Source organism: uncultured Intestinimonas sp., assembly GCF_944387245.1.
Classification (GTDB): domain Bacteria; phylum Bacillota; class Clostridia; order Oscillospirales; family Oscillospiraceae; genus Intestinimonas.
Genome location: NZ_CALXEE010000019.1, coordinates 1 through 15167, shown reverse-complemented (window position 1 = coordinate 15167; position 15167 = coordinate 1). Strand labels below are relative to the sequence as shown.

Here is a 15167-nt window from a genome sequence, read left to right as displayed (position 1 = left end):
GAAACGGAGTGGTCCCTTTTGCGAACTTCCAAATGGCGGGAGCCCATCTTCGCCCTTCTCTTTCTGATCCTGGCCGCCCTTCTCATCGGCCTCCTCTCCCTGGCCTTCCGGCCTGTCCGGGTGGACTACGGCGCCGTCTGGGGCCCCTATCTGGCCGAGCCCAGGGACAGCCTGGACTACCTCTACCTGGGCAGCTCCTACGCCTACTGCGACGTGGACCCGGTAGAGATCTACGACGAGACCGGCCTTACCGGGTATGTGCTGGCCGGGCCGGAACAGACCCTGTCCCAGACCTACTGGTACCTCCGTGAGGCTTTCAAGACCCAAAAGCCTTCCCTGGCGGTGCTGGAGGGCTCTGCCCTGGCCTTCCAGCAGTATCAGAGCTACACCCAGGTCAACGTGGGCTACATGCCCGCCGGGCTCAACCAGCTGGGGGCCATCTTTACCGCCTCGGAGCCGGAGCTGCGCACCGGCCTCCTCTTCCCTCTCTACTTTTACCACAGCCGGTGGAAGGAGCTGACGGTGAGCGAGGCCGCTGACGCCCTTCTCCCCTCGGAGACCGACACCCTGAAGGGCTTTACCCCGGTGAACGGTGTCTTTGCGCAGATCGCCGACGGTCCCTTCACCAGGGCCCCCCAGCCGGAGGAGGTCTATGATGAGAACCTCGTCTGGCTCGCAAAGATCGCTGACCTGTGCGAGAAGCACGGCATCCCCCTGGCTCTGGTCTTTCACCCCACCTACAGCCAGCTCCCCGCTGACACCCGGGAGCGCATCGCCGCTGACGCGGCGGAGCTGGGCATCTCCTTCTTCGACTGGACGGAGGAGAGCCAGTCCATCGGCATCACCCCCACCCTCCACTACTATGACCCCGGCCACCTCAACCAGGAGGGCGCCGCCATTTTCTCCGCCTGGCTGGGAAACTTTCTCACCGACGAGCTGGGGCTTTCCCCCAGAGCGCAGACGGCAGAAAATGCAAGTGCCTGGAAGTGGACGGTTCAGGAGCGGCATATGGTCCCCGATTAAACCAAGAGGTCCTGTGGCCATTGGCCACAGGACCTCTTTTACATGTTTGCATTGTCTTCGGCAGTCCCTTAAAACAGGTCCACCATAGCGCTGTCCACCACCTGGAAATGCTCCCGCATCATGCGGACAGCCTCGGTGCCGTTGCGGTCCTGAAGGGCCAAAACGATCCCCTGGTGACTGTCCTGAAGCTTCTTGCGGTAGACCTCGTCCTTCATCATCTTCTCCCGCATGTGGCTGATGAAGCTGTCGATGGTCTCACTCATGGCGCGGAGGATGACCATGATGAGGGGATTGCCAGCCGCCTCACCGATGAGGTAGTGGAGGCGCTTGTCCAGCATGGTGCTCCGCTCCAGGTCGTTCTCGTCCCTGAGCTGCCAAACGATATCCTCCAGCTCGCTGAGCTGGGCGGGGGTGATCCGCTCCGAGGCCAGCAGCACCGCCTGGCTCTCCAGGCCCTGCCGCAGCTCACTGACCTGCCGGTAATCAGTGGCCCCCAGGAGCATCATCATCTGGGTGGATTCAGCCAGATTCTTTTCGATGTCGCAGGAGACAAAATTCCCCGCCCCCTGGGTACTGGAGATAAAGCCCATCAGGCTCAGGGTCCGCAGGGCTTCCCGGACCGAGTTCCGGCCCACCCCCAGCTTCTCCGCCAGTTCCCGCTCCGGCGGCAGCTTTTCTCCCTGCTTGAGATCCCCCTTGAGGATCTCACTCTTGATATATGTGATTACACGCTCATAGGCTTTGCCCTGCTGCAAACTTTCTTCCTTCATCGCTTGTTCCCAGCTCTTTCCTGTTTTTTCTCCATACCGGCCAGAGTTTCACCAAATTGCTCCGCCAGCAAAACCGGCAGGTTGTCCCGGTTGGCCGTATCCACTGTCACCACGGTACCGTCAGGCGCCTGCACCAGCGACTCCAGCCAGGTACCGGTCCGCTGCCGCTCCGGCTTGATCACACCCAGTACCGGGAGATCTCCCGCCACGCTGTCCCACACGGCCCGGCGAAAGGCCGCCGCATCCCGCTCCAGCCAGCCCAGCTCGTCCAGCACCAGAAGCCTTGCCCAGGACCGGCTCTCCGCCAGAATGGGAGGACCCAGCCGGTCAAAAGCCGCCGGGTCACCGGTCAGGCGCCCATGCACCATCCGTGCTACCGTATGTTCCTCCGACCAGTCCGGCGTCTCCCAAGCCGGCCACAGACACAGCCGAGTGCGGTCCGGCGCAAAGCCCGTGCGGAATCCTCCGAGCCTGACCCCCAAAAGGGCCAGAGTACGGTCCAGCGCGGTGGACTTGCCCACCCCGCTCGGTCCAGTCAAAAATACATACATTGTTGTTCACCTCGGCGCACACCGGCTGTTTTCCCAGCATTTTGCATGCCAAGAAGATCCTTTTTACCAAATCTCACCGCGCATTGCACAAAACCAACAATTTACAGTCATCAGGCAAAAATAGGACCAAATCGAAAAAAGGGTAGACCATCCGCTATCTTTTCAGGGATTACGGGTGTACGCTGCACAAATAAACCGCCTCGCAATTGACTCAGCAGTCATTATTATAGCACATTTCACCAAAAAGGGTAGGGCCTCTTTTAAAATCGTTGATATGACCAATGCCTTTAAGTTGTCCTACCAATTATTCTACTTTTTCCAGCTGATCGCGGTCTCCCTGGCGGTTAAAATACATTTTTCATCACTTGCCGTTCCCCTTTTCCCGTCCCACATCGGGCCTGCCCCACACAAAAACCGCCCTGCCGGTTGCCCGGCGGGGCGGTCAAAGCGCTTTTATTTCTGTTCGGTGACCAGCTCCACCAGGACCTGGACCATCTTTTCCATGGACTGGACAGGGATATACTCCATGACACCGTGGAAGTTGGCACCGCCGGTGGACAGGTTGGGACAGGGCAGGCCCATATAGGACAGGCGGGCACCGTCAGTACCGCCCCGGATGGGCACCTCCTGGGCCTCTACGCCCACCTTGGCAAAGGCCGCACGGGCACGGTGGATGAGATACATGTGAGGCTCAATCTGTGTCTTCATATTGTAGTAGGAGTCTTTCAACTCCACCTGGACGGTGGTGGGGCCATACTTCCCGTTGAGGTAGGCGGCAATGAGGTTCATCCGCTCCTTCCGCTCCTCAAAACGGGCCCGGTCGTGGTCACGGATGATGAATTCCAGACGCGCCTCCGTCTCATCGCCCTCCATATGGCCCAGGTGATAGAAGCCCTCATAGCCCTCAGTATGGGCGGGGGTCTCTGCCGGGGGCAGCATGTTGACAAACTCCAGGGCCATAAGGCAGGCGTTGCGCATCTTGTTCTTGGCAGAGCCGGGGTGGATATTGAAGCCCCGGACGGTCACCTTGGCGGAGGCGGCGTTAAAGTTCTCATACTCCAGCTCACCCAGCTCGCCGCCGTCCACGGTGTAAGCCGCGGCGGCACCGAAGCCCTCCACGTCGAAGTGGTCGGCGCCGCTGCCCACCTCCTCGTCGGGGGTGATGGCCACGGCAATGCGGCCGTGGGGGATCTCAGGATGGGCGGCCAGATACTCCACGGCGGTGAGGATCTCGGCCACACCGGCCTTGTCGTCGGCGCCCAGCAGGGTGGTGCCGTCGGTGACGATCAGGTCCTGGCCCACATACCGGGACAGGCTGGCAAACTCGGACGCCCGCATGACCACGCTCTCGGAGAGGGGGATGTCCCCGCCCTCGTAGTGGACCACCTTGGGGTGGATATCGGCGCCGGGGGCGGAAGGCGCGGTGTCCATGTGAGCGATGAGTCCCAGGCAGGGAACCCCCTCGCAGCCCACGGTGGCGGGGAGCCAGCCGTAGACGTAGCCGTACTCATCCAGCTTGGCCCCGTGGAGCCCCAGCTCAGAGAGCTCCTGGGCCAGAGCGGCTCCTAAGACCTTCTGCTTCTCCGTGGTGGGCACGGTGGTGGAGTCCTCGCTGGACTGGGTATCATAAGAGACATACCGTAAAAAACGTTCAACGACATGCATGGGTGATCAGATCCTTTCCCCCAGGCGGCGCATCCAACATTGACGGCGGGCGCCCCTTGGGCTAAACTTTGGGTAACGGCAGGACGGACAGGCGCCGTCCCGCCAGATCATGACAGATCTATTTTAACATAAAAGGAGCGTGATCGCTATGGCCTTACGGGAGGAATTTCACTTTCCCTCCAGCGACGGCGTCCACCAGATCCACGGTCTCCGGTGGCTCCCTCAGGACCAGACGCCGCGGGCCGCGGTACAGCTGGTCCACGGTATCTCGGAATATATAGGCCGGTACGACGCCTTTGCCCGGTTCCTCACCAATCACGGCTTTGCAGTGGCGGGCCACGACCACCTGGGCCACGGCGGCACCGCTCTGGATAAGAGCGAATACGGCTTTTTCAGTGATAAGGACGGGTGGGACTACCTGGTACGGGACGTAAAGACTCTCCATGACGACCTGGACAGCCGCTTCCCCGGTGTCCCCCACTTTCTGCTGGGCCACTCCATGGGCTCCTTTGTGGCCCGGACCTATCTCATCGAGTACCCGGGTACGGTGGACGGCTGTCTGCTCCTGGGCACCGGTCAGGAGGCCCCCGCCCTGGTGGCCTTCGGCAAGGCGGTCTCCGGCGCTCTGTGCCGTCTGCGGGGAAACCGCCACCACAGCCCCCTGGTCACCGCCCTGTCCCTGGGGGCGTACAATGCCCAATTCCGTCCCGCCCGCACCGGCGCCGACTGGATCAGCCGGGATACCGCCGTGGTGGATGCCTATGTCTCCGATCCCTTATGTCGCTTTGTCCCCACGGTGGGGATGTTCCGGGACATGATGGGGGGACTCCAGCGGATCTCCGACTCCAAAGGGCTGGCCAAAATGGACCCTGATACTCCGGTGGGCATCTTTTCCGGAGACGCCGATCCGGTGGGTGGACGAGGCAAGGGCGTCCGGACGGTGGAGGGCTTTTTCCGCCGGGCCGGCTGCCGGGACCTGACGGTCAAGCTCTACCCCGGCGCCCGCCACGAGCTCCTCAACGAGACCAACCGGGAGGAGGTCTTTGCAGATCTCCTCACCTGGCTGGAAAACCATTTGGAGACCTGATGGCTCAGTCCAAAGCGGCGGCCCAGTCGGCCTCCTTGAAGCCCACCAGCACCCTGTCTCCGTCCACCAGGATGGGCCGCTTCACCAGCATGCCGTCCCCGGCCAGGAGGGCGAGCTGCTCGGCCCGGTCCATGGTGTCCAGCCGGTCCTTCAGGCCCAGGGCCCGGTAGGACTGTCCGCTGGTGTTGAAGAACTTCTTCAAGGGGAGGCCGCTCTTCTCCTGCCAGGCCGACAGTTCCTCCGCCGTGGGGGGCTGCGCCTTGATGTCCCGGACCTCTGCGGCCTTGCCCTGGGCGTCCAGCCACTTTTTGGCCCTCTGACAGGTGCTGCACTTGGGATACCATACAAATAACATATGTTCTGCTCCTTCCTCCGCCATCCGGCGGCTGTTACTGCTGTTATACCATATCCCGCCCCAGACCGCAATCCTGTACCAAACGCATAGACCGCCGGCTCCACTCAGAAGGTGGCGCCGGCGGTCTCCTTTTGCCTTATTTCAGCAGCTCGGCCAGGGTGCGCTTGTAGATCTCGGCGCAGTTCTTCACCTGCCAGGGGTAGCCATACTCGTTGGCGGCGTGCATGCCTCCGCCGGAGGGGCCGAAGGTGACGGTAGGGATACCCAGGGAGACGGCCAGGATATTGGAATCGCAGACCGAAGGATCATAGGCCACGGGAAGCTCTCCGCCGGTGACCTCCTTGAACTTGGCCTGAAGGGTGGTGACCAGGAAGTCGTCGGGCTCCAGGGCGAAGGACTGCATGTAGGGGGAGGACCGGGGCTTGAGGCGGATGTCCACCTTGCCCTCCAGACCCAGGTCCCGGGCGGCCTCCGCCATCTGGGCGATGCAGGTCTCCTCGGTCTCGCCGGGGACCACGTACCGGTCCACAAAGAGGTAGCAGCTGTCGGGCACCACCAGGGTGCCGGCATTGCCGCCCTCCATGTAGCGCACGCACCAGGTGCCGTGCTTCAGGTTGGGGTGGGTGAGGGTGGGCAGGGCCTCAATGGCGGCGGCCAGCTTTCCGCCGGTGATGAGGGCGTTCTCCCCCACGGCGGGGTAGTAACTGGCGTGGGCGGCCACACCGTGGACCGTCACCTCAAAGCTGAACCGGCCGCGGAAACCGATGGCCACATTATCGTAGCGGCACTCAGCCATGATGGCGTAGTCGGCGCCGATACCCTCCTCTACCAACTGATAGGTGCCCTTGGAGAGCCCCTCCTCATCGGAGACAAAGCAGGCTTCAATGCGGCCATTGAAGGCCTCCTTGTGCTGGGAATAGTACTCCAGGGTGTCCAGGATGGCAGCCAGGCCGCCCTTCATGTCCATGGCGCCCAGGCCGTGGACCTTGTCCCCGTCCTCGGTGGGGGTGAAGGGATCGGTGTTCCAGCCGTTGGCCACGGCCACCGTATCGATATGGCCGATGAGCATCACGGTCTTGCCCGGCTTCCCGCTGTCCAGAACGGTCCAGACCGAGGGCCGGACCTTGGCCTCCTGGTCCTCGGGGAAGTAGCTGTATCGGGGCTCCAGCCCCATGGCTCGCAGCTCTTTGGCCACATAGTCGGCCAGATCTACCTCGTGGCCGTTGACCGAGTTGATGCGGATCATGTCATACCAGCGCTGGATGATCTTTTCCATATCGAGTTCCTCCCTCTCTTAATGAACGGCCTTCTGGTCCTTCAGCTTGACCATGCCGATGCCGGTCAGGCCCATGACCACAGAGATCACGATGGACAGCCAGAGCATGGGGGCAAAGGGGGCCAGGGACATGTTGTCCACCCCCAGGGTGCTGGCCACATAGGCGCCTGTAGTGGCCCAGGGCACAAGGGGAGCAAGGCCCGTGCCGGTGTCCAGCATGATACGCATGAGGTTCTTCTTGTCCAGACCATACTCGAAGAACATGTCCTTCACCATGGAGCCAACCACAGGATAAGAGACGTAGTAGGCGCCCGTGATGGTGAAGAAAACGCCGTGGAGGATCAGTACGCCGGTGGCCATGACCTTGCCGTTGTGGGCAATCTTGCGGACATAGTCCAGCAGAATATCCACCACACCGGCGGTGCGCAGGGGTGCACCGAAAACGCCGGCGGAGATCAGCAGACCAATGGTGTTGAGCATACTGGTGAGGCCGCCGCGCTGGATCATGCTGTTGACGATGTCGTTGCCGGTGTCACCGGTGTAGCCCTCATACATGGCCATGAAAATGCTCTGAGCTCCGTCGGTGGTCTGGATGAGGGGGGTGCCCTGGAAGACCACCGCCAGGACGGCGCCCACCACGATTCCGGCGGTGAACGTAGGCAGAGTGGGCTTCTTCATGACGATGAGGACCACCACCACGATGGGGGGCAGCAGCAGCAGGGGATTGAGATGGAAGCTGGTGGTAACGGTGCTCATGATGGCGTCATAGACCTCGCCGCCCACCGTTCCGCTGTGGAACTGCGTCCCGTAGACGGTGAGAAACACCAGGGAGACAAGCCAGGCCGGACCGGTGGAGAGCAGGGCGTGCTTGATACCGTCCATCAGGGGCACGTCGGTGACGCTGGACACAAGGACAGGGGAATCGGACAGGGGGGAGACCTTGTCACCGAAGAAGGCACCCACGCAGATGGCACCGGCGGTGACGGGCAGGGGCACGCCCAGGCCCTGGGCCACACCCATAAAGGCCACGCCCACGGTGGCCAGAGTGCCCCAGGAGGTACCCGCCATGGTGGACATGAGGGTGCAGACGATGCAGGTGATGGGCAGGAACAGGCCGGGGGTCAGGACCTTCATGCCGTAGTAGATCATGATGGGCACGGTGCCGGAGATCATCCAGGTGCCCACCAGGACACCCACGGCGATGAGAATCAGGATGGCCACCAGCATGGAGTTGATGGTGGCTTTGATGTCGGCCTGCAGGTCGTCATACTTGATGCCGAAGCAGCAGGCCATGACGCACATCACGACGCCATCGGTCAGCAGGATCACGTGGTTTTTGGCCTTGAACACCATAAGGCCCAGGAAGATGATGGCGATGCCGACAACGATCATCAGCAAGGCCTGCCAGGGTTTGACGATCTTGCGCTGTGTAGTTTCACTCACTGTTCATTCCTCCTCTTTCTCCGGTCCCGGGCGGAGTCTTGCCTGTCCAGGGCCGTTATTCCACACACATTATATCGTGTGAAATAATAAACGCAATAAAAAATGACATACAGGCGGAAGCGGGCCGCCTTTGCCCTGCTCCCGCCTATATGTCGTTCTTCCTTGAACGCCGATCAGATCCCCATCAGGGGAAAGAGCCAGCCATACAAAACAGCGCCCAGCACACCGCAGGTGATGAGGGTGATGATGGGGTTCACCTTACACTTCCACACCATAACAAGGGCCACAGCGAAGAAGATCACACTGTGCCAGCTGGTAAAGGAGATCTTGCCCACAGAGAGGCAGGAGGCGGCGATAAGGCCGATGACGGCGGGCCGGATACCGGACAGGGCGTTTTTCAGGTAGATGTTGTCCTTGAACTTGGAGAAATAGATGGCCACGATGAGGGCCAGGATAAAGGGGATGGCCAGAGTGGACACCGAGCACAGGATGCCTCCCAGCACACCGAAGAGGTTATAGCCCACGAAGGTGGAAGAGTTGACGGCGATGGGGCCGGGGGTCATCTCGGCGATGGCCACGATGTTGACAAAGTCCTCCGGGGAGATCCAGCCGTGGCCGTCCACCACTTCCCGCTGGATAAAGGCCACCACGGCGTAGCCGCCGCCGAAGGAAAAGGCTCCGATCTTCAGAAAGGAGATGCAGGCCTGGATCAAAAGCTCGATCATTTCTTCTCTTCCTCCTTCTTACCGCGGCTGGCATCCACTGCCTTCACCACACTGTTGCGGATGAAAATGCCATAGATCGCGGGGCACACCACCACCACGATGGGGTGCAGGCCGAACACGGCGATGGCGGCAAAGCCCGCCAGGGCCACCAGCCAGTTGAAGTACTCCCCCACCTTGGCGGAGCGGGCCAGCTTGACCACCGCGTAGAAGATGAGGGCCACCACGGCGGGACGCACGCCGTTGAAGACGTTCTGCACCACCGGGTAATCAATGATGTTGGTAAAGACCATGGCGATGAGCAGGATGATGATGACGCTGGGGGTCGCCGCGCCCAGCACCCCCGCAAAGGAACCGGGCACCCCCGCCACGCGGTAGCCCACAAAGGTGGCCGAGTTGGTGGCCAGAGGGCCGGGCAGACTGTTGGTCAGGGAGATGGCGTCCAGGAACTCCTCGTCCGTCATCCAGCCTTTGCTCTCCACCACCTCTTTCTGGATGATCGGCAGCATGGCGTAGCCGCCGCCGATGGTGAAGAGCCCGATTTTGAAGAAGATACCAAAGATCTCAAAGAGCCGCTTCAATTCCGTTTCCTCCTACTCCACAGTTTTCAGGAGAGTCCCTCTCTCCGGTTGTCGTGCCTATCTTACTCCTCTCATTCGCAAAATGCAACATGGATTTTTCACTTTGACATATAATTTTCGATTTTGCTGTTCAAAACAAATATTGCAGCCTTGCACTTTGTTTTATTTTTTTGAAAAAACACTTGCACCTCTGGTGAGAATCTTCTACAATAGACCACGAATTGAGCGTGCCCTGCCGTCCACGGCACCAGAGGGCTCCTGATTTGGGGGAATCACTGTGAAAAGCAAGGGTTTGGACAGCGTGGATCAGCAGATCCTGAGCATATTGATCGAGAACGCCCGGGCCTCACTCATTGAGATTGCCGAGCGGGTGGGCCTGAGCCGGGCCGCCGTGAAAAACCGCATCGACGCCCTGGAGAAGAGCGGCGTCATCGAGCAGTACACTGTGGTCCTGGACCCGGAGAAGATCGGCCGGAATGTTTCGGTATTCTTCGACATCCGGGTATCCCCCTCCTGCCTGCACCAGGTGGCCGACGCCCTGGCCGCCGAGGAGGCGGTCACCGACATGTACCTTATGACGGGTGAGAGCAAGCTCCACGTCCATGCGGTGCTGGAGATGAACCAGGATCTGGAACACTTCGTCATGGAGAAGCTCTATCCGCTGCCCGGCATCGAGCATATCAGCAGCGAGCTCATTATCTCCCGCATTAAGACCCGGAAAGGCATGCGGATCTGACAGAAAAGCCTCCGTTCCCGTGGGAACGGAGGCTTTCCACATTTCTTCTGTCCTGTTCAGTCCGCATACCGGGGGATGGAGTCCACGATCTGGCGGCACTCCTCCTCGGTCAGGTTCCCACCGATGGAGCCGGCCACTCCGCCATCCATCCAGGCCACACTGCGCCATGGGCCGTTGCTGATGATGTAGAAGGTGATGCCGCACTTCTCAAAGGTGACGACGGGGGTGTCGTCCTTGGGATAGACCGTGGTCCCCACCCCGCCGGGATTGGTACGGAGGTCGAAGGAGAGGGAAAGATTCCGCTCGCCCTCCACGTCGGTGGCAAAGAGATAGGCCGAATACCAACCCGTCTCCTCGGATACGTAGGTGTCGGACTCCACCGTCACAAAGCCCTCCGGCAGCCATGCGGGGGCATAACCGGTGTCGATGCCGGCAGCCTCCATAGCCTCCTGGATGGTCTCATACTTCGGCGGGATGCTCATATCGGGCGCCGTATACACCCACTCATCCGGCTCTGTAATGGAGCGCACAAAGTGCTTGGCCTGCTCCAGGTCCATATCGCCCCAGATCTCGCCGGAATATCGGCCGCAGGCCCAGGTGATGCGGTACTGTTCTGCATCCAGGGGGAGAATATAATAGTTCCTGCCGTCAAATTCATAGACGATGGTGTCTGGCTCGTCCTTGCCCTGAATGTCGGCCTCTGCCTGCTGTTTGTCCTTCCGCTGCCGGACCACGAAGGTGTAGCCGTCACCGGCATCTGTGCGGTGGTCCTCGGTAAAGACGAGGGTGCCGTCGGCCTCCTCGGTGACCGTCACGTCCAGCCCCGGGACGTCGTCCCCCTCCCAGGCGGGATTCCAGGTGGGCATCATGGGCACCCGGACGTCATAGGCGTCCAGCGCCGCCTGCCCATGGGAATAGCTGACTGTCTCCGGCATCTCGCTCTCCCCCGTGGAGAAGGTAAACTCACCGCGGGTCCAGCTGGCTGCATGCCGGAAGAGGTCCACACCCAGGCTCTGGGCCGCCAGGGCCACCACCAGCACCGCCGCCGCAGCGATACCGGCCAACCGGGGCAGGAGCCGTCTGGGACGGAGATTTCGTCTCACCTCGGGGCTGGACACCGGCCTGGGGAAGAGGTCCCCGTGCCGTGCCCGGAACGCCGCCTCGGCGGCCCCGGCGTCGAAGGAATCCTCCGCGCCGTCCAGCTCCTCCGCTGCGGCTAGCCATCGCTCCACCGCCACCGGGTCAAAGTCCTCCTCCGATACCCCGTCCAGGTAATCGGAAAGGTCCTCTGTAAGCCGCTCCGCCTCCGCGGCCTTCCGCTCTTCCTTGTCCATGTCCATCACCTCCCATTCTCTCATCCCATATATCGATTCAGCCGCTGGATTTGTGACACATCTGGAAATTTATTTCCAAAAGTTTTTTGCAGTGGTTTTTGGCCCGGAACAGCCGGGTCCGGGAGTTCATCTCCGAGATGCCCAGGCGCCGGGCGATCTCCTGGTGAGAGCACTCCTCCTCGTAAAAGAGGAGCAGCACCTCCCGCTCGCTGTCACTGAGTCCCTCGGGCAGGGCCTCGGCCAGCGCCGGCCGTTCCTCCTCCCTGGCCGCCCAGGTGTTGGCGTCCTCCAGGGGTACCTCGCGGTGGTACTTGGCCAGCTTCACCTCGGTGAGGATCAGGTGCTGGAGGGTCTTCCACAGCCAGCCCTCCAGATTGGGGTGATCCCCCAGCCCCTCCTTCTGCTGGAGCAGCCGGACGAAGGCCTCCTCCACCAGCTCCTCCGCCAGCGACCGGTTCCGGAGCTGCCGCAGGGCATAGGCAAACATTTTGGGGGCGTTTTCCCGGTACAGGTCAGTAAAACGGCTGTCCCAATCCATCTGCATCCGGAAAACACCTCCTCACTTCTTTTCGCCTTCGCAGTTATAGTGGTTATTATATCATATCCCATGCGTTTTGGGAATGCTGCCGGAAACCCCATCAGCCGGTCAAATAGCGCTGGAGGAACTGCTCCAGACGGGCCTCCTGGTTGGGCCCGGTGAGGTAGACGTCGGGCTCCAGCCCCACCCCCTCCGCAAAGTAGCCCTCCGGCCAGACAAAGAGGTCCAGCCCCCAGGCCAGCTCTGTCCCCGACCAGGGGAGATAGCCCCGGTAGGTTTGGGAGCCGGTGAGGCATCCGCCGGTGTTGGAGCCGATGACCAGGCTCCGTCCCACGTTCCGGGTCAGATCGGTAAAAGCCTCGGCGGCAGAGGCAGTTCCACGGGAGGTGAGCACCACCAGAAACGGGCCCTCCTCCCGCTCCAGATACTGCTCCTCCGGCCGCCGGACCCGATAGTCCCCCTCCTTCACCTCTCCCTCCCGGCGGGTCCAGTCATAGGGGTCCAGGCATAGGGTGGCATAATTGGGTTCCGGTGTCTCCCCGGTAAAGGCCCGGAACCACTCCCCCGGCAGGTTCCCATTCCCGCCGGGGTTGGAGGTGAGGTCCACCACCAGAACGCCGTCGGCGGTCCGCGCCTCCTCCGCCGCCGCCAGAAAAGCCTCCACAGTTGCTCCGTCATAGCCCCACTCCGGCCCGGCGTCCCCGGGCACAAAGGGCATGCCGGTCATTTGCAGCAGCTCCGCCCCGGCCAGGGTGCCCCGCCGGAAGGTCTCCTTCCCCTGGTCCAGGGGGTCCATGCCCGCCGGGTCCAGGATGAGGGTCTCCTCCCCGTCGGCATAGGTCACCACGGCGCTGCTCCGTCCCGACGCCACATCCGTTCGGTAGAGCTTCCAGGTGAGCTCCCCCTCCGGACCAATGGCCCGCTTCAGATAATCCGCCGGATTCTCTCCCTGGATGGACACCACCGCCCGGTCCAGGTCTTCTCCGCCGTAGAAGGTACCGTTCCGGCGGGCAAAGACCGTCCCCTCAGCGCAGTAGAGGGCGGACCGCTCCAGGGTGCCGCTGCCCCCGATGCCGAAGTGCCCGTCCTGCACAAAGCCCAGGGCCTCCTTCAAAAGCTGCTGGTACCTGCCCACGGGGATCTCCTCCCGTCCCTCCAGAGCACGGAGGACCCGCTCCTCCGCCGCCCCGAAGGCCTCGTCGCCCCCGAACCAGGTGTAGAGGCCGTAATAGGTCCGCAGCAGCCGGAAGAGATAGTCCACCTCCGCCCTGGCCTCCGCCCCGGTCAGGATGCCCACCGCCTTTTCCTCTCGGCCCAGGAGGGAGAACTCCGCCTCGGTGAGCAGGGGGCCACCCTGATCGAAAGCATAGCGGTATACATCCAGATCCCCGGTGGGCGCATTCAGTGCTTCGTTTTTCTCCGCCGTCTCCGCCAGGAGCTGGGAAAAGTCATCTCCCTCCCCCGCCGGACCGCAGGCGGTGAGCAGCAGTGTCAGGGAGAGGACCCCGGCAGCGATTTTCCTAAATTTCACATTCCTGCGCCTCCTTTTTTGCCCATTCTAACATTTTTCCTTCCCCCTGTCACCCAAAGAGTGGAAGGACGGCGGGAAGTGTGGTATAAAAATAGAGAAGAAATCTGCACGGAAAGAAGGGTGCTTATGGCGGAATACCGCATAGAGCGGGACAGCATGGGCGAGATGAAGGTACCGGCGGACCGGTACTGGGGCGCCCAGACCCAGCGCAGCTTTGAGAATTTTAAAATTGGTGTGGAGAAGATGCCCGCGGAGATCATCCGGGCCTTTGCCCTGCTCAAGAAGGGTGCCGCCCTGGCCAACCGGCGGCTGGGCAGGCTGGACGAGACCCGGTGCGATGCCATCTGCACCGTCTGCGACGAGATCCTCGTCGGCAGGCTGGAGGGCCACTTCCCTCTGGCAGTGTGGCAGACCGGCTCCGGCACTCAGTCCAACATGAACGTCAACGAGGTCATCGCCAATCGGGGCAACGAGCTGCTGGGGGAAAAGCTCCTCCACCCCAACGACCACGTGAACATGTCCCAGTCCTCCAACGACACCTTCCCCACCGCCATGCACATCGCGGCGGTGGTCAGCCTGGAGGACCATCTCCTCCCGGCCCTGGAGGGCCTGGCCGCCACCCTGAAGCGGCTGGAGGCGGAAAACGCCGACGTGGTAAAGTCGGGCCGCACTCACCTCCAGGATGCGGTGCCCATTACCTTGGGCCAGGAGATCAGCGGCTGGCGGACCTCCCTGGAGCGGGACGCCGCCCTCATCCGCGCCGCCCTGCCTCCCCTCCATGAGCTGGCCCTGGGCGGCACAGCCGTGGGCACCGGTCTCAACGCCCCCGCCGGCTTCGATACGGCGGTGGCTGAAGAGGTGGCCTCTCTCACTGGGAAGGCCTTTGTCACCGCCCCCAACAAGTTCCACGCTCTCACCAGCAAGGATGAGCTGGTCTTTGCCCACGGCGCCCTCAAGGCCCTGGCCGCCGACCTCATGAAGATCGCCAACGACGTGCGGTGGCTGGCCTCGGGCCCCCGCTGCGGCCTGGGGGAGATCCGCATCCCAGAGAATGAACCCGGCTCGTCCATCATGCCTGGCAAGGTCAACCCCACCCAGTGTGAAGCGTTGACCATGGTGGCCGTCCAGGTCATGGCCAACGACGTGGCGGTGGGCATGGCGGCCAGCCAGGGCAATTTTGAGCTCAATGTCTTCATGCCGGTGTGCATCCACAATTTCCTCCAGTCGGCCCGGCTCCTGACCGACGCCATGGTCTCCTTTGAACGCAACTGCGCCGCCGGGATCACCGCCGACCGGGACAAGTGCCGCCACAACCTCCACAACTCCCTCATGCTGGTCACCGCCCTCAACCCCTATATCGGCTATGACAACGCCGCCAAGACCGCCAAGCTGGCCTACGCCGAGGGCATCTCCCTCAAGGAGGCCTGCGTGAAGCTGGGCTTTCTGACCCCGGAGAAATTTGACGAAGTATTCCACCCCGAAGAGATGGTATAGCCGCTTTGTATAAGAGCCTCGCAGAGTTCCGTCATCCGCAGATGACGGAATGAAATGGAAT

General features: G+C 61.8%; 15 protein-coding genes. 4 read left to right on the top strand and 11 right to left on the bottom strand.

Annotated features, from left to right (window positions below; genetic code table 11):
- Positions 1 to 18: 18 nt before the first annotated feature.
- Positions 19 to 1023, top strand: a complete 1005-nt coding sequence (locus tag Q0K15_RS04310) for a hypothetical protein (protein WP_294512741.1) — start codon at positions 19 to 21, stop codon at positions 1021 to 1023.
- 68 nt (positions 1024 to 1091) lie between these two features.
- Here Q0K15_RS04310 and Q0K15_RS04305 read toward each other — a convergent pair whose 3' ends face one another.
- From Q0K15_RS04305 to pepT, 3 genes are all read right to left on the bottom strand, one after another.
- Positions 1092 to 1778: a FadR/GntR family transcriptional regulator gene (locus Q0K15_RS04305; RefSeq protein WP_294512738.1), complete on the bottom strand. Its 687-nt coding sequence runs from the start codon at positions 1776 to 1778 to the stop codon at positions 1092 to 1094.
- An 11-nt stretch (positions 1779 to 1789) separates the two neighbouring features.
- Positions 1790 to 2344, bottom strand: coding sequence for a nucleoside-triphosphatase (locus Q0K15_RS04300; protein ID WP_294512734.1), 555 nt, complete (start codon positions 2342 to 2344; stop codon positions 1790 to 1792).
- Positions 2345 to 2797: 453 nt separating this feature from the next.
- Entirely contained in the window at positions 2798 to 4009 is a 1212-nt protein-coding gene (gene pepT, locus Q0K15_RS04295; protein WP_294512731.1) for a peptidase T, read from the bottom strand.
- A gap of 148 nt (positions 4010 to 4157) precedes the next feature.
- Here pepT and Q0K15_RS04290 point away from each other — a divergent pair, with 148 nt between their 5' ends.
- Positions 4158 to 5096 carry an alpha/beta hydrolase gene (locus tag Q0K15_RS04290; RefSeq protein WP_294512728.1) on the top strand — a complete coding sequence of 313 codons (939 nt, stop codon included), beginning with the start codon at positions 4158 to 4160 and terminating at the stop codon, positions 5094 to 5096.
- A gap of 4 nt (positions 5097 to 5100) precedes the next feature.
- Here the strand turns inward: Q0K15_RS04290 and Q0K15_RS04285 are convergent, their stop codons facing one another.
- The 5 genes from Q0K15_RS04285 to Q0K15_RS04265 all read right to left on the bottom strand — a co-directional run bounded on the left by Q0K15_RS04285 (position 5101) and on the right by Q0K15_RS04265 (position 9473).
- Positions 5101 to 5451 carry an arsenate reductase family protein gene (locus Q0K15_RS04285; protein ID WP_294512725.1) on the bottom strand — a complete coding sequence of 117 codons (351 nt, stop codon included), beginning with the start codon at positions 5449 to 5451 and terminating at the stop codon, positions 5101 to 5103.
- 136 nt (positions 5452 to 5587) lie between these two features.
- Positions 5588 to 6727, bottom strand: a complete 1140-nt coding sequence (locus Q0K15_RS04280) for a M20/M25/M40 family metallo-hydrolase (RefSeq protein ID WP_294512722.1) — start codon at positions 6725 to 6727, stop codon at positions 5588 to 5590.
- An 18-nt stretch (positions 6728 to 6745) separates the two neighbouring features.
- On the bottom strand, positions 6746 to 8170 hold the full coding sequence (locus Q0K15_RS04275) for a Na+/H+ antiporter NhaC family protein (protein WP_294512719.1): 1425 nt from the start codon (positions 8168 to 8170) through the stop codon (positions 6746 to 6748).
- A 173-nt stretch (positions 8171 to 8343) separates the two neighbouring features.
- Entirely contained in the window at positions 8344 to 8895 is a 552-nt protein-coding gene (locus Q0K15_RS04270) for a chromate transporter (RefSeq protein WP_294512715.1), read from the bottom strand.
- Positions 8892 to 9473, bottom strand: a complete 582-nt coding sequence (locus Q0K15_RS04265) for a chromate transporter (protein ID WP_294512711.1) — start codon at positions 9471 to 9473, stop codon at positions 8892 to 8894. Before Q0K15_RS04265 ends, Q0K15_RS04270 begins: the two co-directional genes overlap by 4 nt.
- 277 nt (positions 9474 to 9750) lie before the next feature.
- Between Q0K15_RS04265 and Q0K15_RS04260 the strand changes: the two genes are divergently transcribed.
- Positions 9751 to 10209: an Lrp/AsnC family transcriptional regulator gene (locus tag Q0K15_RS04260; protein ID WP_294512708.1), complete on the top strand. Its 459-nt coding sequence runs from the start codon at positions 9751 to 9753 to the stop codon at positions 10207 to 10209.
- Between the two features lie 56 nt (positions 10210 to 10265).
- On the opposite strand, the gene Q0K15_RS04255 is transcribed toward Q0K15_RS04260, so the two are convergent.
- From Q0K15_RS04255 to Q0K15_RS04245, 3 genes are all read right to left on the bottom strand, one after another.
- Positions 10266 to 11543, bottom strand: a complete 1278-nt coding sequence (locus tag Q0K15_RS04255; RefSeq protein WP_294512706.1) for a DUF4367 domain-containing protein — start codon at positions 11541 to 11543, stop codon at positions 10266 to 10268.
- A 37-nt stretch (positions 11544 to 11580) separates the two neighbouring features.
- The gene (locus Q0K15_RS04250) at positions 11581 to 12087 is read right to left on the bottom strand and encodes a sigma-70 family RNA polymerase sigma factor (RefSeq protein ID WP_294512703.1); all 507 of its coding nucleotides are present in this window, start codon (positions 12085 to 12087) and stop codon (positions 11581 to 11583) included.
- Between the two features lie 94 nt (positions 12088 to 12181).
- The gene (locus tag Q0K15_RS04245; protein WP_294512700.1) at positions 12182 to 13612 is read right to left on the bottom strand and encodes a S41 family peptidase; all 1431 of its coding nucleotides are present in this window, start codon (positions 13610 to 13612) and stop codon (positions 12182 to 12184) included.
- A 126-nt stretch (positions 13613 to 13738) separates the two neighbouring features.
- Between Q0K15_RS04245 and fumC the strand changes: the two genes are divergently transcribed.
- Complete coding sequence (fumC, locus tag Q0K15_RS04240; RefSeq protein ID WP_294512697.1) at positions 13739 to 15106, top strand: class II fumarate hydratase; 1368 nt, start codon at positions 13739 to 13741, stop codon at positions 15104 to 15106.
- Positions 15107 to 15167: the final 61 nt, after the last annotated feature.